The sequence below is a fragment of the Streptomyces cyaneofuscatus genome (genome assembly GCF_033109485.1).
Classification (GTDB): Bacteria; Actinomycetota; Actinomycetes; order Streptomycetales; family Streptomycetaceae; genus Streptomyces; species Streptomyces cyaneofuscatus.
The window spans coordinates 5,790,510-5,809,645 of the sequence record NZ_CP137002.1; the positions used below are offsets into that span (position 1 = coordinate 5,790,510).

General features: G+C 71.2%; 16 protein-coding genes. 15 read left to right on the top strand and 1 reads right to left on the bottom strand.

What is annotated here, in order from left to right; translation table 11 throughout:
• Nucleotides 1–102: 102 nt before the first annotated feature.
• The 9 genes from R2B67_RS25335 (at nt 103) to R2B67_RS25375 (ending at nt 13,796) form a co-directional block, all read left to right on the top strand.
• Nucleotides 103–1,602: an SDR family NAD(P)-dependent oxidoreductase gene (locus R2B67_RS25335; protein ID WP_317821279.1), complete on the top strand. Its 1,500-nt coding sequence runs from the start codon at nt 103–105 to the stop codon at nt 1,600–1,602.
• Between the two features lie 227 nt (nt 1,603–1,829).
• Nucleotides 1,830–3,965: a CDP-glycerol glycerophosphotransferase family protein gene (locus R2B67_RS25340; protein ID WP_317821280.1), complete on the top strand. Its 2,136-nt coding sequence runs from the start codon at nt 1,830–1,832 to the stop codon at nt 3,963–3,965.
• Nucleotides 3,966–4,137: 172 nt separating this feature from the next.
• Complete coding sequence (locus R2B67_RS25345; RefSeq protein ID WP_317824956.1) at nt 4,138–5,379, top strand: glycosyltransferase family 2 protein; 1,242 nt, start codon at nt 4,138–4,140, stop codon at nt 5,377–5,379.
• A gap of 175 nt (nt 5,380–5,554) precedes the next feature.
• Nucleotides 5,555–8,317: a CDP-glycerol glycerophosphotransferase family protein gene (locus tag R2B67_RS25350; RefSeq protein ID WP_317821283.1), complete on the top strand. Its 2,763-nt coding sequence runs from the start codon at nt 5,555–5,557 to the stop codon at nt 8,315–8,317.
• A gap of 231 nt (nt 8,318–8,548) precedes the next feature.
• The gene (gene proB, locus R2B67_RS25355; RefSeq protein WP_317824957.1) at nt 8,549–9,667 is read left to right on the top strand and encodes a glutamate 5-kinase; all 1,119 of its coding nucleotides are present in this window, start codon (nt 8,549–8,551) and stop codon (nt 9,665–9,667) included.
• 127 nt (nt 9,668–9,794) lie between these two features.
• Nucleotides 9,795–10,286 (top strand): DUF8830 family protein, encoded by a 492-nt coding sequence (locus R2B67_RS25360; protein ID WP_026241384.1) that lies wholly within the window; start codon nt 9,795–9,797, stop codon nt 10,284–10,286.
• Nucleotides 10,287–10,393: 107 nt separating this feature from the next.
• Entirely contained in the window at nt 10,394–11,677 is a 1,284-nt protein-coding gene (locus R2B67_RS25365; RefSeq protein WP_317821284.1) for a glutamate-5-semialdehyde dehydrogenase, read from the top strand.
• A 147-nt stretch (nt 11,678–11,824) separates the two neighbouring features.
• A complete protein-coding gene (locus tag R2B67_RS25370) occupies nt 11,825–12,388 on the top strand; it encodes an SCO2584 family spore wall biosynthesis protein (protein WP_317821286.1) in 564 nt (187 codons plus the stop codon).
• A gap of 235 nt (nt 12,389–12,623) precedes the next feature.
• Entirely contained in the window at nt 12,624–13,796 is a 1,173-nt protein-coding gene (locus R2B67_RS25375) for an SCO2583 family membrane protein (protein ID WP_317821287.1), read from the top strand.
• Here the strand turns inward: R2B67_RS25375 and R2B67_RS25380 are convergent.
• Nucleotides 13,714–14,850, bottom strand: a complete 1,137-nt coding sequence (locus R2B67_RS25380; RefSeq protein ID WP_109977658.1) for a M48 family metallopeptidase — start codon at nt 14,848–14,850, stop codon at nt 13,714–13,716. The two genes, R2B67_RS25375 and R2B67_RS25380, sit on opposite strands and share 83 nt — an antisense overlap.
• 112 nt (nt 14,851–14,962) lie before the next feature.
• Between R2B67_RS25380 and R2B67_RS25385 the strand changes: the two genes are divergently transcribed.
• The 6 genes from R2B67_RS25385 to R2B67_RS25410 all read left to right on the top strand — a co-directional run bounded on the left by R2B67_RS25385 (nt 14,963) and on the right by R2B67_RS25410 (nt 19,019).
• The gene (locus tag R2B67_RS25385; RefSeq protein ID WP_317821289.1) at nt 14,963–15,115 is read left to right on the top strand and encodes a hypothetical protein; all 153 of its coding nucleotides are present in this window, start codon (nt 14,963–14,965) and stop codon (nt 15,113–15,115) included.
• Nucleotides 15,116–15,199: 84 nt separating this feature from the next.
• Nucleotides 15,200–15,361, top strand: a complete 162-nt coding sequence (locus R2B67_RS25390; RefSeq protein ID WP_018511513.1) for a hypothetical protein — start codon at nt 15,200–15,202, stop codon at nt 15,359–15,361.
• A 38-nt stretch (nt 15,362–15,399) separates the two neighbouring features.
• Nucleotides 15,400–16,017 (top strand): nicotinate-nucleotide adenylyltransferase, encoded by a 618-nt coding sequence (gene nadD / locus R2B67_RS25395; protein ID WP_063738414.1) that lies wholly within the window; start codon nt 15,400–15,402, stop codon nt 16,015–16,017.
• Between the two features lie 19 nt (nt 16,018–16,036).
• On the top strand, nt 16,037–17,863 hold the full coding sequence (locus tag R2B67_RS25400) for an LCP family protein (protein WP_317821291.1): 1,827 nt from the start codon (nt 16,037–16,039) through the stop codon (nt 17,861–17,863).
• 74 nt (nt 17,864–17,937) lie between these two features.
• Nucleotides 17,938–18,369 carry a ribosome silencing factor gene (gene rsfS, locus R2B67_RS25405; protein ID WP_030563602.1) on the top strand — a complete coding sequence of 144 codons (432 nt, stop codon included), beginning with the start codon at nt 17,938–17,940 and terminating at the stop codon, nt 18,367–18,369.
• The gene (locus tag R2B67_RS25410) at nt 18,366–19,019 is read left to right on the top strand and encodes a histidine phosphatase family protein (protein ID WP_026241386.1); all 654 of its coding nucleotides are present in this window, start codon (nt 18,366–18,368) and stop codon (nt 19,017–19,019) included. Before rsfS ends, R2B67_RS25410 begins: the two co-directional genes overlap by 4 nt.
• Nucleotides 19,020–19,136: the final 117 nt, after the last annotated feature.

Below are 19,136 nucleotides of genomic sequence, written 5' to 3' on the forward strand. Positions count from 1 at the left end.
CGGTTTCCGCAGGGGGTGGGGCGGGCGGCGTCCACCTTGCGAGACGGTCACGGAGAGTGCGAGCATCGCGCTGTTCCCCCGTCATAGCAAGGTAGGTCGTCTGTGTCTGAGCCGCACGAAGCCAAGCCCCGGACCACCGCGGTCGTACTCGCCGGTGGCACCGGGCAGCGCGTGGGACTGTCGATCCCCAAGCAGCTGCTGAAGATCGCCGGCAAGGCGGTCATCGAGCACACGCTGACCATCTTCGAGAACGCCGAGGACATCGACGACGTCATCGTGCTCATGGCACCCGGCTTCGTACCCGACGTCGAGAAGATCGTCGCCAGGGCCCAGCTGACCAAGGTCACGCGGATCATCGAGGGCGGCAACACCCGCAACGAGACGACCGAGCGTGCCATCGCGGCCCTCGGCGAGGGGCTGGCCGAGGGCGAGGACCGCAACGTCCTCTTCCACGACGCGGTGCGCCCGCTGCTGTCACAGCGTGTGATCAGGGACTGTGTCGAGGCCCTCGACCGCTACCAGGCCGTCGACGTCGCCATCCCCTCCGCGGACACGATCATCGTGACCCGCACCCACGGTGAGGACGGGGAGTTCATCACCGAGGTCCCCGACCGCTCCCGGCTGCGCCGCGGCCAGACCCCGCAGGCGTTCAAGCTCTCCACGATCCGCAAGGCCTACCGGATCGCGGCGTCGGACCCCAACTTCCAGGCGACCGACGACTGTTCGGTGGTCCTCAAGTACCTCCCCGACGTGCCGATCTATGTGGTCGCGGGCGACGAGTACAACATGAAGGTCACCCAGCCGGTCGACGTCTTCATCACGGACAAGCTCTTCCAGCTCGCCTCCACCGCCGCCCCGCGCCAGGCCGACGAGGCCGCCTACCGTGAACTGCTCTCCGGCAAGACCCTCGTCGTCTTCGGCGGTTCGTACGGGATCGGCGCCGACATCGCGGCGCTGGCCGAGCGCCACGGCGCGAGCGTCTACGCGCTGGGCCGCTCCACCACCGGCACGCACGTGGAGAACCCGGACCACATCGAAGAGGCGCTCGCCAAGGCGCACGCCGAGACCGGCCGCGTCGACTACGTCATCAACACCGCGGGCGTCCTGCGCATCGGCAAGCTGGCCGAGACGGACAACGAGACGATCCAGGAAGCGTTGAGCGTCAACTACCTGGCCCCCGTCCAGATCGCGCGCGCCTCCTACAAGTACCTCGTCGAGACCCGGGGCCAGCTGCTGCTCTACACCTCCAGCAGCTACACCCGCGGCCGCGCCGAATACAGCCTCTACTCCTCCACCAAGGCCGCGATGGTCAACCTGACCCAGGCGCTCGCCGACGAGTGGGCGGGCGACCGGATCCGGGTCAACTGCGTCAACCCGGAGCGGACCGCGACGCCGATGCGCACCAAGGCGTTCGGCCAGGAGCCGGAGGGCTCGCTGCTCTCCTCGGAGGCCGTGGCACACACCTCGCTGGACGTGCTGCTCTCCGAGATGACCGGTCACGTCGTCGACGTACGGCAGCAGGACCCCACCGCCGAGGCCTCGGCGTCCTCCGGGTTCGAGCAGGCTCTGGCCCACGCGCTGGACCGTCAAGGGGATGTGTAATAATTCTTGACCATTGTGTGTATACGGGCCTCTGTCTTCGCTTAGCGCGACGACAGAGGCCCGTGTTCGTGAAGTCTTCTCTTCATACTTTCCCCTTTGCGTGAATCCGACCGGCACCCCCCTGGAGCAGGTTCCTCGTGATTTCGACAGCTATTCGCCTGGCCCGTGTGGGCAGCAGGTCAGAACTCGCGGCAGCGTTGCTGATGGGGCTGGGATACCCCTGCGTCATGCTCGCCGCGCTCCTTCCGAACATCTGGTTCTTCGCGGCGGCCGCGGCTGTCACCTATGCCGCGGACTGGTATCTGCACCAGCGGGGGAGCTATCTGATCAACCGGCTCGGCAAGGTGCGGGCCGGACTGTCCATCCGGTTCCTGCTGCGCCAGCTCATGCTCGTCCTGCTGCTGGCCCGGATGGGGCTCGCCGAGGAGCCGCTCTTCTACACGGCGGTCGCCTGCTTCCTGATCTTCTACGGCCTGCAGGCCCCGCAGGGCGCGGTGACCACCCTGATCCGGCTGCGCCGCACCATGCCGGTCGTCACCCGCAACGTGGACCTGCACTCCGTACGCATCCCGGACGCCCCGCCGAGCGCGCTGCTGCACCGCGCGGGCGAGAAGATGCTGCACCTCGACATCGCGGCGATGGCCGGCATCCTGATCGCCGCCGGGACCGGTGAGGACCGGATCGGCTACGTCGGTGCCGCGCTCACCCTGCTGCTCGGCTTCGTCTACGTCGTGGCGCTCATCCCGTACGTGCGGCGCAGCCGGCTGGTGCCCCCGGCCGCCACCGTGCTCAAGGCCGTCGACACCTGGCTGCGCGAGTACCAGCCGACCGTGGTGCTCTACTTCTCCGGCTCCAACGAGTCCGCCTACCAGGGCAACATGTGGCTGGACACGATGGCCCGCGTCGAGGGCCGCCCGCTGATCGTCATGCGCGAGCGCAACCTGGTCCCGCAGCTGGCCGAGACCTCCGTCCCGGTCCTCTGCGTCCCGGCGGGCACACACCTGATGAACCTGGACCTCTCCACCGCCCGGGTCTGCCTGTATCCGGCCAACGTCGGCAAGAACATCCACATCCTGCGGGTGCCGACCATGAAGCACGTCTTCATCGGCCACGGCGACAGCGACAAGCTCGCCAGCGTCAACCCGTACTCCAAGGTGTACGACGAGGTCTGGACGGCCGGCCGGGCCGGCCGCGACCGCTACGCGCTGGCCGACGTGGGCGTCCGCGACGAGGACATCGTCGAGGTGGGCCGCCCGCAGCTGGAGCCCATCAAGAGCGGGACGGGCGAGGTCGGCAACCCCATCCCGACCGTGCTGTACGCCCCCACCTGGGAGGGCTGGGACGACAACCCCGGCAACACCTCCCTGCTCCTGGCGGGCGAGAACATCGTGCGTCGGCTCCTCGCCGCCGACGACCCGGTCCGCATCATCTACAAGCCGCACCCCTTCACCGGTATCCGCAGCCGCCAGGCCAAGGCGGTCGACGCGAAGATCCGGGCGATGCTGGAGAAGGCGGCCGCGGAGCGCGCCGCCGAGCCCCGCTGGTCGGCGGAGGCCGGGCGGACGGCCGCCGAGCGGAGCGCCGCCCAGGCCGAGCTGGTCCGGATCAACGCCCGCCTCGCGGAGCTCGCCGTCGTCGGCCGGGCCGGCGGGGATGAGGCCGAGGAGTCGCGGGTCTCGCTCGCCGATCCCGCCCGTGAGGCGGAGGCGGCGCAGCTGCGGGCCGCGTGGAACGAGGCCTACTGGCGCTCCTTCGGCTGGTGGGAGCACCGTACGGTGGTGGGCGCGGAGCCCAAGCTGTACGACTGCTTCAACGAGTCCGACGCCATGGTCTCGGACATCTCCAGCGTGGTCTCCGACTTCATCGCGAGCGGCAAGCCGTACGCGGTCACCGACTCCGCGGCGCTCGGGGCCGAGGAGTTCAAGCGGCAGAACACCGCCGTACGGGCCGCTGTCATCCTCTCCAACAGCGCCGAGGAGCTCGACGAGCTGCTGGCCGCCGTCGCCGACCCGGCGGCCGACGCGCTGGCCGGGGCGCGCCGCGAGCTGAAGTCGTACCTCCTGGGTCCGGACGAGCCGACCTCCATGGAGCAGTTCAACGCCGCCGTACGGGCGCTCGCCGCCAAGGCCGAGGCCCGCAACGCCGGTGTCGCCCAGCGGCTCGGCGACCAGGCCATCGCCGTCCCGGACCGGGAGGCGGCCGCCGGTGACGGCGCCGTCACCGGCGAGCCGGAGGCACCGGCCGAGGCCGAGGCCGGCTCCGTGGCGGACCCGGACGCGGTGGGCGTCTCCGTGGTGGCGCCGGAGGCAGCGGTGGAGGCGGCGGCGGAGACCGCGGTCACCGAAGGGGCCTCGCCGCGCTGAGGCGTTCGCCGGCCGGACTGGCCGAACCGGGCTGTCCGAAAGGGACGCAACCCTGACCGCGACCCGTACGTCTCCCTGAGGGAGGGATGTACGGGTCGTTCGGCGTGTCGGTGCATAGCAGGTGCATAGTCGGACAATCCACCTTCTTTCGTGATGGAATCGACGGGTGCATATGGCCGACATGCCCAGGACGAACCACGAGCCCGATGTCAGTGTGATCATCGGAGCGTATGACGCGATGCCCTACCTGGTCCGCTGCCTGGAGTCCGTGGAGGCGCAGACGATCGGCGCCGGACGCCTGGAGATCGTCGCGGTCGACGACGGCTCCACCGACGGCACCGGCGCCTGCCTGGAGGAGTTCGCCGCCCGGACCGCGATCCCCATGCGCGTCGTCCGGCAGCCCAACTCCGGAGGTCCCAGCGGCCCGCGGAACCTTGGCCTGGAGGTCGCCTGCGGCCGGTACGTCTTCTTCCTCGACGCCGACGACTACTTCGGCGAGGAAGCCCTGGAGCGCATGGTCGCCATGGGGGACCGGGCGGGCACGGACGTGGTGCTCGGAAAGATCGTCGGCGTCAACCGCGGTGCCGCGAAGTCGATGTGGAAAGAGACGCTCGACCACGCCGACCTCTATGAATCCAACATCAAATTCACCCTGAGCGCGCAGAAACTGTTCCGGCGCGACCTCCTCGTACGGCTCGGTATGCGCTTCGACGAGCGGCTGAAGACGGGCGAGGACGCCCTGTTCACCATGGAGGCGTATCTCCGCGGCAACGGGGTCTCCGTCGTCGCCGACTACACCTGCTACTACCTGGTGGGCCGCGAGGACGGCAACCAGCTGACCAAGAAGGGCGACCACCGGCGCCGCTTCGACTCGGCCCGCGCCCTCATGGAGCTCATCGCCGGCCTGGTGCCCCCCGGGCCGCGCCGGGATTCACTGATGGTGCGTCCGTTCGTCATCACGCTGCTGCCCCAGTTCGGACCCGGACTGGTGAATCAGTCCGACGCCGTACGCCAGGAGAAGGCGGCCCTCGCCGCCCCCCTGATGGACGCCTACTGGACCCCGGAGGTCGGCCGTCGGCTCAAGGTCCACGAGCGGCTGCGGCTCACCGCCCTGGCCCGGGGGCGGCTCGACCTGCTGCTCGACATCGCGGCCTTCCTGCGGGACAAGAAGGAGCCCGAGGTGGTCCGCGAGGGCGACCGCATCCTGCTCGCGTATCCGCACTTCGCCAAGGCGGGCAAGCGTTCCGTGCTGCCGAGGCGCGCGTACGAGGTGACCGTCACCGAACGGGTCGGCGGCCGGCGGATCGAGCCGCCGCAGCCCGAACCACGCGTCTCCCTCGCCCGGCGCGTGGTCCGCAAGGCCCGTCGTACGGTGCTCGGCGCCCGGCGCGCACCCCGCGCGCACCGCGTCTGACCGGACGGGTTCCAGGGGCCCCCGCGCCGTCCGCGCGGGGGTCGAACGACCCGTTCGTGTGATTGGCGTCACGTCAATCGGGGGTGTATCCATGAGACCGCTGTTGGCGTCTCCTCACACCCCGTATTCCCGGGGTTCACCCTCCGTACGTCCACCCCCGGAAAGGCACTCCTCCGTGGCGTCCCCCGAAGCGATCCCCGAAGAGCTCAGCCGGCTCATGAAGTACTTCCCGGAGACCCCGGCCGAGGAGCGTCCCGCTTTCCACAGCGCGGCCAAGGACTTCCTTGACCGAGCGGCCCCCAAGATCGTCCGGCAGTTCTCGCCGATGGCCCGGGTCAAGTGGCACCTGGCGGCCAGCGGACGCGGCGAGGAGCTGGCGGAACTCCTCCACTACGAACGGGAGAACCCCGGCGCCTTCTCCGTGAAGGGCCTGCGGCGGGCCCGGATCGAGCTGCCCGGCATCGAGAGCTCCTCGCTGCCCTCCTCGGTGCGCAACTTCAACCGCAGCGAACTCCCCGTACGCGGCAAGCTCCTGGACCTCGCCTGGCAGGACGGCAAGCTCCTCGTCAAGGGCTACGCCTACATCCCCAACGTCCCCTCCGCCACCGGCAGACGCTCCCTGCGCGTCGCCGTGCTCCGCCGCCAGGGCAGTCGCTCCACCCTCCCGTTGCGCCTGCGCACGGTCGAGGAGCCGCGCGCCACGGCCGAGGCCAAGGGCGCCCTCCACAGCTACGACTGGTCGGGCTTCGAGCTCGGCATCGACCCGGGCCGGCTGCGGGCGCGCGGCCGGTGGCAGTCCGGCACCTGGCGCCTGGGCATCGGCATCCCGCGCCCCGGCGGCATGTCCGTGGGCAGCGTCACCAAGAACAGCGCGGGCGCCGCCGGACACAGCCTCACCCGCGTCCTGGACGACGGCGTCCGGCTCGTCGCCGGCTTCGACCGCAACCGCCTCAAGCTCACCGTGGACGTCGTCCCCGCCGAGATCGAGGCCCAGGAGGCCGACGGCGACACCCTCACCGTCACCCTCCGCTCCCGGGTGACCGCCCCCGCCGCCAAGGTCCCCACCGGGCTGCGCATCGACCACGAGCCGAGCGGCTTCACCACCGACCTGCCGCTCCGTCAGGCCGGCACCGGCGACGACGGCTGGTTCCGCCACACCGCCGAGCTGCCCCTCGCCGCCCTTCCCGCCGACGGCATCGCCCCCGGCACCTCCCGCAAGTACCGCACGCTCATCGTCTTCGCCGACGGCACCACCCGCCGCGCCACCAACGGCGAGAGACTGCGCACCGGCGTCCACCCGCTCCCCGACGGGCGCGAGCTGGCGATCCTCACCGACGGCGCCGGGAACTTCACCCCCCAACTGCGCACCGTCCAGCCGGTCGTCGACACCGTCGAGTGGAGCGCCGACGGCGAACTCGTGCTCTCCGGCACCTACACCGGCCCGGCCGAGCGCATGACGATGGTCCTGCGCCACACCGGCCGCAACGAGGACCGCCCGCTGCCCGTCACCTTCGCCGACGGCCGCTTCACCGCCCGCCTGCGCCCGGACACCATGCCCACCTACGAGGGCACCGTGCCGCTGCGCGCCGGCCGCTGGATGCCCCGTCTGCGCCTGCGCACCGAGTGGGACCACACCCGCGACCTCCCGGTCACGCTCCGCCCCGACCTCGTCTCCCTGCTGCCGCTCTCCCACCGGAGCGAGCACCGCACGTACACCGTGGAGCGCGTCGACTTCGACCGGCTCTTCGTCGAGTCGGGCCCCGTCCTCGGCCCCGAACTGCGCGCCGCCTACCGCCAGCGCCTCATGCGCGACGTCCACACCCCCGAGCAGCGCAAGCTGCCGCTGCGCGAGGCCGTGCTCTACAACAGCTTCGGCGGCAAGCAGTTCTCCGACTCGCCCCGCGCGGTCTACGAGGAGCTCAAGCGCCGCGGCACCGAGGTCGAGCACATCGCGATGGTCCACGACCAGCAGGTCGTCCTGCCGCCCGGCGTACGCGGCGTGGAGTGGGGCAGCCAGGAGTGGTACGAGGCGCTGGCCCGCAGCCGGTACGTCGTCACCAACGGCGGCATCCGCGAGTGGTTCGTCCGCCGCGAGGGCCAGGTCGTCGTCCAGACCTGGCACGGCACCCCGCTCAAGCGCATCGGCGCCGACCTCCTCGGCACCCCGAAGGCGAACCTGGCCTACATCGCGAGCCTCCCGCAACGCTCGCGCCAGTACAGCCTGTTCATCACCCCGAACGCCTTCACCACCCCGATCATGACCCACGCCTTCCGCCTCGACTGCGAGGTGCTGGAGGCGGGCTACCCGCGCAACGACGTCTTCCACGCCCCCGACCGCGCCGAGCGCGCCGGAGCCGTACGGAAGAAGCTGGGCATCCCCGCCGACAAGAAGGTCGTGCTGTACGCCCCCACCTGGCGCGACGACCAGCGCTACGGCGGCCGCCGGTTCAAGCTGGACAACCGGATCGACGTCGAGGCCGCGCGGCGCGAGCTCGGCGAGGACCACGTGCTGCTCTACCGCAAGCACCACAAGGTCCTCGACTCCATCCCCGGCGCCGGACAGGGCTTCGTCCACGACGTCACGTACTACCCGGACATCGCCGACCTCTACCTGATCGCCGACGTGTTGATCACCGACTACTCCTCGGTGCTGTTCGACTTCGCCCACTCCGGGCGGCCGATGCTCTTCTTCACGTACGACCTGGAGCACTACCGCGACACCCTGCGCGGCTTCTACTTCGACTTCACCTCCCGCGCCCCCGGACCGCTGATCAAGACCTCCGAGGACCTGGTCGACGCGATCCGGAACATCGACACGGTGAGCGAGGAGTACCAGGAGAAGTACGCCCGGTTCCGGGCCGACTTCTGCGAGCCCTCCGACGGGCGCGCCGCCGCCCGCGTGGTGGACCGGATGCTCGCCATCGGGGACGCGCCTTAAGGGGGTGTCCACCGGGCGAAACCGGCAGGCAGCGGGGGCGGCCGCTCGCGTACTGTGCGTGCCGGGGGCGGCACGCGCGCCCCTCACCGGACACCGGGGCGATCCAGAGCGAGGAAGCACGTGGCAGAGCAGAGGCCGTCGGACCGTACGGCGGCGGACGGCACGGCGTCGGGACACGGACTCCAGGACCGTACGGTGCCGGGGCGGGGGCCGTCCGGCAGGGCGGCGGCCGTGACCGGCGCCCGCAGGATCGTCGTCAAGGTCGGCTCCTCCTCGCTCACCACCGCCTCCGGCGGCCTCGACGCCGACCGGGTCGACGCCCTCGTCGACGTCCTGGCCAAGGTCAGGGACGGCGGCGAACGCGAGGTCGTCCTCGTCTCCAGCGGAGCCATCGCCGCCGGACTCGCCCCGCTCGGCCTGGTCCGCTGGCCCAAGGACCTGGCCCGCCAGCAGGCCGCCGCCAGCGTCGGCCAAGGGCTCCTGGTGGCCCGCTACACCGCCTCCTTCGCGCGGTACGGCGTCCGCGTCGGCCAGGTGCTCCTCACCGCCGACGACACCAGCCGCCGCGCCCACTACCGCAACGCCTACAGCACCCTCGACAAGCTCCTGGAGATGGGCGCCGTCCCCGTCGTCAACGAGAACGACACCGTCGCCACCGACGAGATCCGCTTCGGCGACAACGACCGGCTCGCCGCCCTCGTCGCCCACCTCGTCCACGCCGACCTCCTCGTCCTCCTCTCCGACGTCGACGGCCTCTACGACGGCCCGCCCGGCCCCCCCGGCGCCTCCCGGATCGCCGAGGTCACCGGCCCCGACGACCTGGCCGGCGTCACCATCGGCAGCGCCGGCAAGGCGGGCGTGGGCACCGGTGGCATGGTCACCAAGGTCGAGGCCGCCCGCATCGCCACCGCCGCCGGCGTCCCCGTCGTCCTCACCTCCGCCAGCCGGGCCGCCGACGCCCTCGCGGGCCGCGACACGGGCACGTACTTCCACCGCACCGGCCGCCGCTCCGCCGACCGGCTCCTCTGGCTCGCCCACGCCTCCACCCCGCAGGGCGCGCTCACCCTGGACGACGGCGCCGTACGGGCCGTCGTGGAGCGCCGCACCTCGCTGCTGCCCGCCGGGATCTCCGCCGTCGAGGGCGAGTTCAGCGCCGGCGACCCGGTGGAGCTGCGCGACCTGCGCGGCACCCCGGTCGCCCGCGGGCTCGTCAACTTCGACGCGAAGGAGATCCCCCAGCTGCTCGGCCGCTCCACCCGCGACCTCGCCCGTGAACTCGGACCCGCTTACGAACGTGAGGTCGTACACAGGGACGATCTCGTCGTCCTCACGCCACGCCGTACCCCCTGAATCGGCTGAAAGTCCCGCCATCGGGCAGGGACCTTTACCAAAACCGCCCCACACCAGGCCGTGGACTGGTCCACTTTGTAGCGGGGAAACAGGGGTCCGCACAGCAACACATCACAGGAGGCCGCCGGTGAGACGAGCGCGCCCGGGGGCGTCGCCCCGAGGCACGGGCAGCCGCGCCCTGACGAGTGTCGGAGCGGGGGCTGATTTCGACCGGAACCCGCCCCTGGGAGGCACCGCCGAACAGGAGCCGGTGACGGCGGAACAGGAGGACCGCCCGCAGTCGAAGCTGTGGCACATCACCCTCAGCGTCTCGGGCACCGAGATTCCGCTGGCGGAGGTCAGGCGCGGCCTGGAACAGCTCGCGCACGACCACCCCTTCCTGCTGACCAGCCGTTATGCCAACGACCACGCGGAGATCCGCTACTGGGAAGAGGCCCGCGACCTGCACGACGCGGCCGCGGTCGCCCTGCGGCTGTGGGGCGAACACCGCTCCAGCGCCCAGCTGCCCCCGTGGAAGATCGTCGGCCTCGAAGTCATCGACCGCGAGACGTACCACCAGCGCATCGCCGAGGGATACGGACCGCCACCCGCCGCCCCCGTCGGCGTACACCCCTACTGAGCCCCCCCGGGCGGGGCGTCCGCCCGGGGCGTCCGCCCTTCGGGTCGGCCGTCTCGCATCACGGGATACGTGCCGTATGCCCGCAGAGCGCGCATTACTCTGCGGGCATGACCACGCTCTCGCCCTACGACAACCTCTCCCCGGTCGCGCAGACCGCCTACCGGGCCCGCGCCGCCGCCGCAGATATCGCGCCACTTCCGCGCGCTGCCAAGGACGACGCGCTGCTGGCCATCGCCGACGCCCTCGAAGTGCGGACCGCCGAGATCGTCGAGGCCAACGCGCAGGACGTGGAGAAGGCCCGCGAGGCCGGTACGAGCGAGGGCATCATCGACCGGCTCACCCTCACCCCGGAGCGCATCCGCGCCATCGCCGCCGACGTCCGGGACGTGGCCGCGCTGCCCGACCCGGTCGGCGAGGTCGTGCGCGGCTCGACCCTGCCCAACGGCATCGACCTGCGCCAGGTCCGCGTCCCCCTCGGCGTGGTCGGCATCATCTACGAGGCCCGACCCAACGTCACCGTGGACGCCGCCGCCCTCTGCCTGAAGTCCGGCAACGCCGTCCTGCTGCGCGGCTCCTCCTCCGCGTACGCCTCCAACACCGCCCTGGTCCGGGTCCTGCGCGACGCGGTCGGCGGCTCGGGCCTCCCCGCCGACGCGGTGCAGCTCGTCCCCGGCGAGAGCCGCGACTCCGTACGGGAGCTGATGCGGGCCCGCGGCCTGGTCGACGTCCTCATCCCGCGCGGCGGCGCCTCCCTGATCCGTACGGTCGTAGAGGAGTCCACGGTCCCCGTCATCGAGACCGGCACCGGCAACTGCCATGTCTACGTCGACGCGGAGACGGACCTGTCCATGGCCGTCGACATCCTGATCAACTCCAAGGCCCAGCGCCCCAGCGTCTGCAACTCCGCCGAGACCCTCCTCGTCCACAAGGACGTCGCCGACGCCTTCCTGCCGCTCGCCCTGGACGCGCTGGCCGAGGCCGGGGTGACGGTCCACGGCGACGAGCAGGTCCTCGCCCACGCCGAGGGGACCAAGGCGACCGTGGTCGCGGCGACGACGGAGGACTGGGAGACCGAGTACCTGTCGTACGACATCGCCGCCGCGGTCGTGGACTCCCTGGACGCGGCGGTCGCCCACATCCGCCTCTGGTCCTCCGGCCACACCGAGGCCATCGTGACCACCTCGCAGGCGGCCGCCCGCCGGTTCACCCAGCTGGTCGACTCGACCACGGTCGCCGTCAACGCCTCCACCCGCTTCACGGACGGCGGGCAGTTCGGCTTCGGCGCCGAGATCGGCATCTCCACCCAGAAGCTGCACGCCCGCGGCCCGATGGGGCTGCCGGAGCTGACCTCGACGAAGTACATCGTCACGGGCGACGGTCACACCCGCTAGCGGCGCCCCGTGCGCGTACGCCGGGCCTGGCACACCGCCCGGCGTACGCGCACGGGTCAAGGACCGGCCGCATGTTCCCCATCTCGCCCACCGGACGACTTTCCGGAGCACCTGCCCAAAAGGTCCCGGCCCGGCTACGCTGATTCCGTGCCGGACGACGTGGGGGGCAAGCCGTTCCCGGACGGCTGGGAGCCCGACGACGACCGCGGGGGCGCGGACAAGGACTTCGCCTCCGTGGTGTTCGACGAGGACTTCGTCCGGGCCGCCGTCGTCCATGAACCCAGCGCCGTGGAGCGCCTCCTGGCCGCCGCCGAGGCCCGCGCGCAGGCGGACGCCGCCCGGGCCCGCCGCAGCCGCCGCCCCACGGACGGCGAATACGGCTCCCACGGCCGCTCCAGGGCCCCTCACGACCCGCAGGACCTCGATTACGACCCCGACGGTGACGACGACGCCGGACCCGGCTGCTACGGGACGGCCGGCTATCGGGGCGCCGCCCGCTGGCACCGCCCGGTCGCCTGGCTGCTGGCCCTGGTGATGGGCGTCGGGATGGTCGCCCTCGCCTTCTCCGCGGTCTACCGGGGCGCCTCGGCCAACCGCCAGGATCCGGCGCCGCCGCCCGTGACCAGCGGCGTGGACCAGCCCGGGGCGATTCCGCCGGCCGCCGTGGAGCACTCCCGCCCGACGGTCTCCGCCACCCCCTCCGTTCCCTGAGCGGCCCCGCGCCCGTCCCCGCACCGGGGTCACCGGCCCGGCCATCACCCGTACGGCGGTAGCCCCGGCCCCCACTTCCCGACGCTCTCCGCGTTTACGTCACCGCCGATCGACCTAGTCTGAACATGTGACCCCTCGCTTCCCGGGGGGCTTCCCGCTGCCGGACGCCCGGCGGCCGAAGCAGACCGTTGCGCGCCGGGCAGACCCGGTGGTGCGGAGACGCGGGAGAGACGTCATGACAGGCCGCTCAGAACCGCCGAACGGCCCGCCCGAGAACTCCGAGGGCGGCGAGGACGAGTACCGCTCGCTCGTCTTCGACGAATCGTTCATCCGCAGTGCCCGCATGCAGGAGTTCTCGGCCCAGGAGCGGATGGGCGAGCACGCCCGTGCCGTGCGGACGCTGCCGGAGCCGGTGCCCCCGGCCGGCCACGGCTCCCGGGCCGCCATCGTGCTGGTCGTCCTCATCGCCCTGGCCTTCGCCACGGCCGTCTACATCGGCTTCCGCAATCCCTATCCGCAGCCCGTCACCCGGCGGGCCGAACCGCTGCGGACCACCGTGGTGCCGCTGGCCCCGCGCGGCTCCGTCCCCGCCGGATCACCCGAGCGGCTCTACCGGTCCGCCCCCGTCTCCGGCTTCCGGGTCGGCGCGGCGGGCATCAACTTCCCCTCCGTACGGCGCACGCAGAACTTCTCGGACAGCCAGATCACCACCGCCCTCGCCATCGTCAAGGACTACCTCGTGGAGTCCTCGCTCAACCCGGACGTCCTCACCGGCCAGGTCCGCCGGCCCGTCGAGCAGCTCCTGGACCCGGACCAGCGGGGCCAGTTCGAACGGTCCATGAGCAGCCCCGCCGACGACGGGCTCCACGCCGCCACCGGCTGGCTGGTGCGCTTCGACCCGGCCCAGGTGGAGCTCGCGGACACCCAGGCCCGGGTCCAGGGCACCCTCGCCTACGCGGAGGACGGCGCGGGCACCCTGGAGGTCGTCGCGGACCACACCTTCACCTACGCCCTGCGCCCTGCCACAGGCCCCCGGAAGGAGGACGGCGCCTCGCTCTTCACCGTCCGCCGCGAGCTGACCTTCCGCTTCGACCGGGAGGACCTGCGGCTGCACCGGCTGGAGCTGCGCACCGCCCACGTACAGGCCGGGCCGCAGTCCTGCTCGTCCGGCGCGACGGGGACGCTGCGCCCCCTCCTGGCGGGGGAGCGGGCGGACGACCGGGGCCCCGCGGCCACCGACCCGTACGCCCCGGGCCGGCCCGCGGCGGCACTCTGCGGGACCCTGGCACCGCTCGGCCCCCCTGCCGCCGCCCCCGCAGCGGCCCCTACGCCTTCCGGGGCCCCTCCTCAGGTCCCTCAGTCCCCTCAGGACCCGCAGTCCCTCCGGGAGTTCCGCCCCCGTCCGTAGCGGTCGGGCCCGCACCGCCCTTGGCGGCCCCGGCACCGCCGGTGAACTTGTCGCGCAGCTTGCCGCCCAGGTCCCCGGCGCCCCCGGCGATGTCTCCGACCAGCTTCATCAGCGGGTCCTTGCTGGTGCGCACCGTGTCGGCGTAGTGCGAGGCCGACTCCCGGAAGGAGTCCGACACGGAGGCGTCCTTGTCCTCGTCGCGCCGGGGGTAGTGGCCGTCCATGATCCGCTGGAAGTCGCGGGTCTCCGACCACTTCTTCAGCTCGGCGGCCCGCACCGTGGTGAAGGGGTGCGTCCGGGGCAGCACATTGAGGATCTTGAGGACCGAGTCCCGCAGGTCCCCGCCCTTCTCGTACTCGTCGGCCTGGGCGAGGAAGGCGTCCACGTTCATCTCGTGGAGGTGGTTGCCACCGGCGATCTTCATCAGCCCGCGCATCGAGGCCTGGATGTCCTGGCCCACCAGCAGCCCGGCCCGGTCGGCGGAGAGCTCCGACTTGCGGAACCACTCGCGCAGCGCCGTCACTATGGCCATGATCGCCACGTTCCCCAGCGGGATCCAGGCGACCTTCACGGCCAGGTTGGTCAGGAAGAGCAGTATCGTCCGGTACACCGAGTGACCGGAGAGCGCGTGGCCCACCTCGTGGCCCACCACCGCCCGCATCTCCTCCTCGTCGAGCAGCTCGACCAGGCCGGTGGTGACCACGATGATCGGCTCGTCCAGACCGATACACATGGCGTTGGGCTGCGGGTCCTGCTTGACGTACATCGGCGGGACCTTCTCCAGGTCCAGGATGTAACACGCGTCGCGCAGCATGTCGTTGAGGTGGGCGAACTGCGCGTCGCTCACCCGGACGGAGTCGGAGAGGAAGAGCAGCCGCAGGCTCCGCTCCGGGAGCAGCCCGCTGAGCGCCTTGAACACGGTGTCGAAACCGGTGAGCCGGCGCAGGGCCACCAGGGCCGAGCGGTCCGCCGGGTGCTCGTAGGCCCGGGAGGAAATCCCGGGGAATCGCCTGCGTGCCCTGCTCGGCACGTTTTCGTGACTGCTGTCGGTCATGGGTGGCCCCCTGTTCGTACGAGACGTCGCTCGTCCCCCGGACAAAAACCAGCGTATGCGCTGGCGCTACGGTGTGCGGGGGGCTGTGGACAACTATGAGGAGCACCCCGAAATGCCGCATACCGCCATCACTCTCGCCGCCGCGTCCAGCGATCAGGGACCGGGAGCCACCCTTCGGATCGTGCTGCTGGCCTCGATCGTCGGAGCGGTGCTGCTCGCCTGGTTCCTGCTGCGCGGTTACGGCAACAACGATGACAACGACTGAGTCGGCGTGAGCGTGCCCAAGGCGCCCGCATACGATGTGCCCGACGTCTTCCTTCCGACTCACGATCGATAGGTCCTGCCGAAGATGAGCCTCACGAGCACCGCACACGAGCTGGTCACCCTTGCCTCCGGAGGCGAGGGCGGCGGCAACCACGAAAGCCTCAACCCCTACCTCGTCGGAGGCCTGGCCTTCCTCGCGCTGATGTTCCTGCTGTGGATCACCACTCGCTTCAACCGCGACCGCTGAGTCAGAGGCGTACAGCTGTGCCAGTAGGCTCTGCACGCATGGGAGAGCAGGAAGTGCCTACCGGCCCCGAAAAGCGCCGGATCGGCGTCATGGGCGGGACGTTTGACCCGATTCATCATGGACACCTGGTGGCGGCCAGTGAAGTGGCCGCCCAGTTCCATCTCGACGAGGTCGTGTTCGTCCCGACCGGGCAGCCGTGGCAGAAGAGCCACAAGACGGTCTCCCCGGCCGAGGACCGCTACCTGATGACGGTCATCGCCACCGCGTCCAACCCGCAGTTCTCGGTCAGCCGCAGTGACATCGACCGTGGCGGACCGACGTACACCATCGATACGCTGCGGGACCTGCGCGAGGTCCACGGCGACGCGGACCTCTTCTTCATCACCGGCGCCGACGCGCTCTCCCAGATCCTCACCTGGCGCGATGCGGAGGAGCTGTTCTCGCTCTCCCACTTCATCGGTGTGACCCGGCCGGGTCACGTGCTCACGGACGACGGACTCCCCGAGGGCGGTGTCTCTCTCGTGGAGGTGCCCGCGCTGGCGATCTCGTCCACGGACTGCCGTGAGAGGGTCGCGCAGGGGGAGCCGGTCTGGTACCTGGTGCCGGACGGTGTGGTCCGCTACATCGACAAGCGCCAGCTGTACCGCGGCGACTGAGCCACGGAGAGGGGCACCGGTGAACGACCGACAGAACCCGTACGGCCACGACCCGTACTACCAGCAGCCGCAGATCATCGGCTACGACGAGTACGGGCAGCCGGTGTACCAGCAGCAAGGGCAGCAGGGCGGACAGCAGTACGACCCCTACGCCGCCCAGCAGGGACAGGGTCAGGGGCAGAGCCAGGCCCAGGACACGGGGTACGGATACGACCCGTACGGCCAGACCCAGCAGCCCCAGGCCTATGACCCTTACGCGGGGCATCACCCTCAACAGGACCAGGGCGGCCAAGGCACCGACCAGGGCTACGGTCAGGGCGCCGACCAGCGCTACGGCCAGAGCCAGGGGCAGGGGCAGGGTTACGGCTACGGGGGCTACACCGACTACGGCTACACCACCGGTCAGCAGCCCGCCGCCGTCGACACCGGCCAGTGGAACATCCCGCAGCAGGCAGCCGCCCCCGCACCGGAGCAGGCACCGCAGCAGCACGCCCCGCAGCCGGCCGCGCGGCCCACGCGTGAGCAGGCCCCCGAGGGGGAGCCGGCGGCCGAGGAGGACCCCGCCGTCCCCGGGCAGCGCGCCCCCGCGCCGGACTACCGCACCGAACAGTTCTCGTTCATCGAGGAGCCCGACGAGGACTCCGAAGACGTCATCGACTGGCTGAAGTTCACCGAGAGCCGCAGCGAGCGGCGCGAGGAAGCGCGGCGCAAGGGCCGCAACCGGATGATCGCCCTGATCGTCGTCGCCGTGCTCGTGGTCGTCGGCGGGGTCGGGTACCTCTGGTCCGCCGACATGCTCCCCGGCCTCTCCGGCAAGGAGGAGAAGAAGTCGGTCGCCGTCGGCGCGCAGCAGCGCGACGTGATCGTGGTGCACCTGCACAACACCAAGAAGGGCGGCACGTCGACCGCACTGCTCGTCGACAACGCCACCACCAAGCAGGGCACCACCGTCCTCCTGCCGAACACCCTCGCCGTCGCCGGTGACGACGGAGCCACCACCACGCTGGGCAAGTCCGTCGACGACGACGGCAGGACCGGCACCAGGGAGTCGATCGAGACCCTTCTCGGCACCAAGATCAGCGGTACCTGGCGGCTGGACACCCCGTACCTGGAGATCCTCGTCGAGCAGGTCGGCAACATCGAGATGGACACCGACATCGATGTTCCCGACGCCAAGAAGGGTGCCGCGCCCCTGGTGAGGAAGGGGGAGGCACAGACGCTCAGCGGCCCGATGGCCGTCGCGTACGCCACCTACCTCGCGCCCGGGGAGGCCGAGGCCAAGCAGCTGACGCGGTTCGGGGACGTCATGCGCGCGGTGCTGCGCAAGATCTCGGAGGACCCCAAGGCCGCGACCGTGACCGTGGAGACGCTGGCGCAGGTCCTGGACCCGTCGCTGCCCGAGAAGGACCTCGGCGCCTCGCTGGCCAAGCTGGCCTCGCGGGCCAAGGTCGGCGACTACAAGACGGCGATGCTGCCGGTCCAGAACGACGGCACTCTCACCGACGCGGCCACCCGGAGTGTCGTCAAGGACATCCTCGGCGGCACGGTGAAGGCTCCCGAGGAGGGCGCGCCCCTGAGGGTCGCCGTCCGCAACGCCACCGGGAAGGCCGACGCCGGCGAATCCGCCCGGATCACGCTGGTCAACGGCGGTTACGCGTTCGTGGACAGCGGCAAGGCCGAGACCGCGGCCGAGTCCGTGGTGCTCTACCGCGGCGCCGGGGACAAGGAGAAGGCCACGGAGGTCGCCAAGACCCTCGGGCTGCCCGCCGTTGCCGTGAAGAAGGGCGAGCCGGCCGCGAACGCGGACGTGTCCGCCGTACTGGGGCAGGACTACAAGAGCAAGTAATCGTCGGCGGGAGGGGTTGTCGGCGGTCCGTGAGACCCTAGAGGTTGCATCCGACCGCCGACGAAAGCCTGCATGTGACCGCCACGGACCGCTCCATCGAGCTCATCAACGCCGCCGCTCAGGCGGCCGCCGACCGGCTCGCGCACGACATCATCGCCTACGACGTCAGCGATGTGCTGTCGATCACCGACGCCTTCCTGCTGGCCTCGGCCCCCAACGACCGCCAGGTCAAGTCGATCGTCGACGAGATCGAGGAGCAGCTGCAGAAGCAGCTCGGCGCCAAGCCGGTGCGCCGTGAGGGCGACCGCGACGCCCGCTGGATCCTCCTCGACTACGTCGACATCGTCATCCACGTCCAGCACAGCGAGGAGCGCGTCTTCTACGCGCTGGAGCGCCTGTGGAAGGACTGCCCGGAGATCGCCCTCCCCGAGGACGCGATCAAGACCCGCGGCAAGGCCGAGGAGCACGCCCAGCTCAACGGCAGCACGGAAGGTGACCAGAGCTGAACGGCAGCCGCAGCGGCAGGGGCCGCAAGATCGTCCTCTGGCGTCACGGCCAGACCGCGTGGAACCTGGAGCGGCGCTTCCAGGGCTCCACGGACATCGAGCTCACCGAGGAGGGCGTCGGGCAGGCCCGCAGGGCCGCCCGGCTGCTCGCCTCGCTGAAGCCCGACGCCGTCGTCGCCTCCGACCTCCGGCGGGCGGCGGCCACGGCCGCCGAGCTCGCCGCCGTCACCGGTCTCACCGTGGCCCACGACGCCGCACTCCGTGAGACGTACGCGGGTGAATGGCAGGGCCTGACGCACGTGGAGATCGTCGAGCGGTACGGCGAGCAGTACGCCGCCTGGAAGCGCGGCGAGCCGGTGCGCAGGGGCGGCGGCGAGCTGGAGACCGAGGTCGCCGACCGGGCCGCACCGGTCGTCCTGGAGCACGCCGAGAAGCTGCCCGCCGACGGCACGCTCGTCGTGGTCAGCCACGGCGGCACGATCAGGACGACGATCGGCCGTCTCCTCGGCCTGGAGGCGCACCACTGGGAAGGGCTCGGCGGGCTGAGCAACTGCTGCTGGTCCGTCCTGGGCGAGGGCGCGCGCGGCTGGCGCCTGCTGGAGCACAACGCCGGCACGCTGCCGGAACCGGTGCTCGGCGACGACGACTAGGGCCCTTCCGGACCCCTGTTCAAGGGCCGTCGCAGGGCCGTCCCCGGGCGGCCGCGGCCGGATTTCACTTTCCGGCAGGTCACAGGCTAAAGTTCTTCTTGTTCGCAGCGCGGAAAC

Excerpts from the sequence above, each read along its gene's own strand:
- R2B67_RS25340 (WP_317821280.1), top strand. The coding sequence starts at position 1,830 with ATGCTCGCCGCGCTCCTTCCGAACATCTGGTTCTTCGCGGCGGCCGCG.
- R2B67_RS25345 (WP_317824956.1), top strand. The coding sequence starts at position 4,138 with ATGGCCGACATGCCCAGGACGAACCACGAGCCCGATGTCAGTGTGATC.
- R2B67_RS25365 (WP_317821284.1), top strand. The coding sequence starts at position 10,394 with ATGACCACGCTCTCGCCCTACGACAACCTCTCCCCGGTCGCGCAGACC.
- R2B67_RS25375 (WP_317821287.1), top strand. The coding sequence starts at position 12,624 with ATGACAGGCCGCTCAGAACCGCCGAACGGCCCGCCCGAGAACTCCGAG.
- R2B67_RS25380 (WP_109977658.1), bottom strand. The coding sequence starts at position 14,850 with ATGACCGACAGCAGTCACGAAAACGTGCCGAGCAGGGCACGCAGGCGA.
- R2B67_RS25385 (WP_317821289.1), top strand. The coding sequence starts at position 14,963 with ATGCCGCATACCGCCATCACTCTCGCCGCCGCGTCCAGCGATCAGGGA.
- R2B67_RS25390 (WP_018511513.1), top strand. The coding sequence starts at position 15,200 with ATGAGCCTCACGAGCACCGCACACGAGCTGGTCACCCTTGCCTCCGGA.
- nadD (WP_063738414.1), top strand. The coding sequence starts at position 15,400 with ATGGGAGAGCAGGAAGTGCCTACCGGCCCCGAAAAGCGCCGGATCGGC.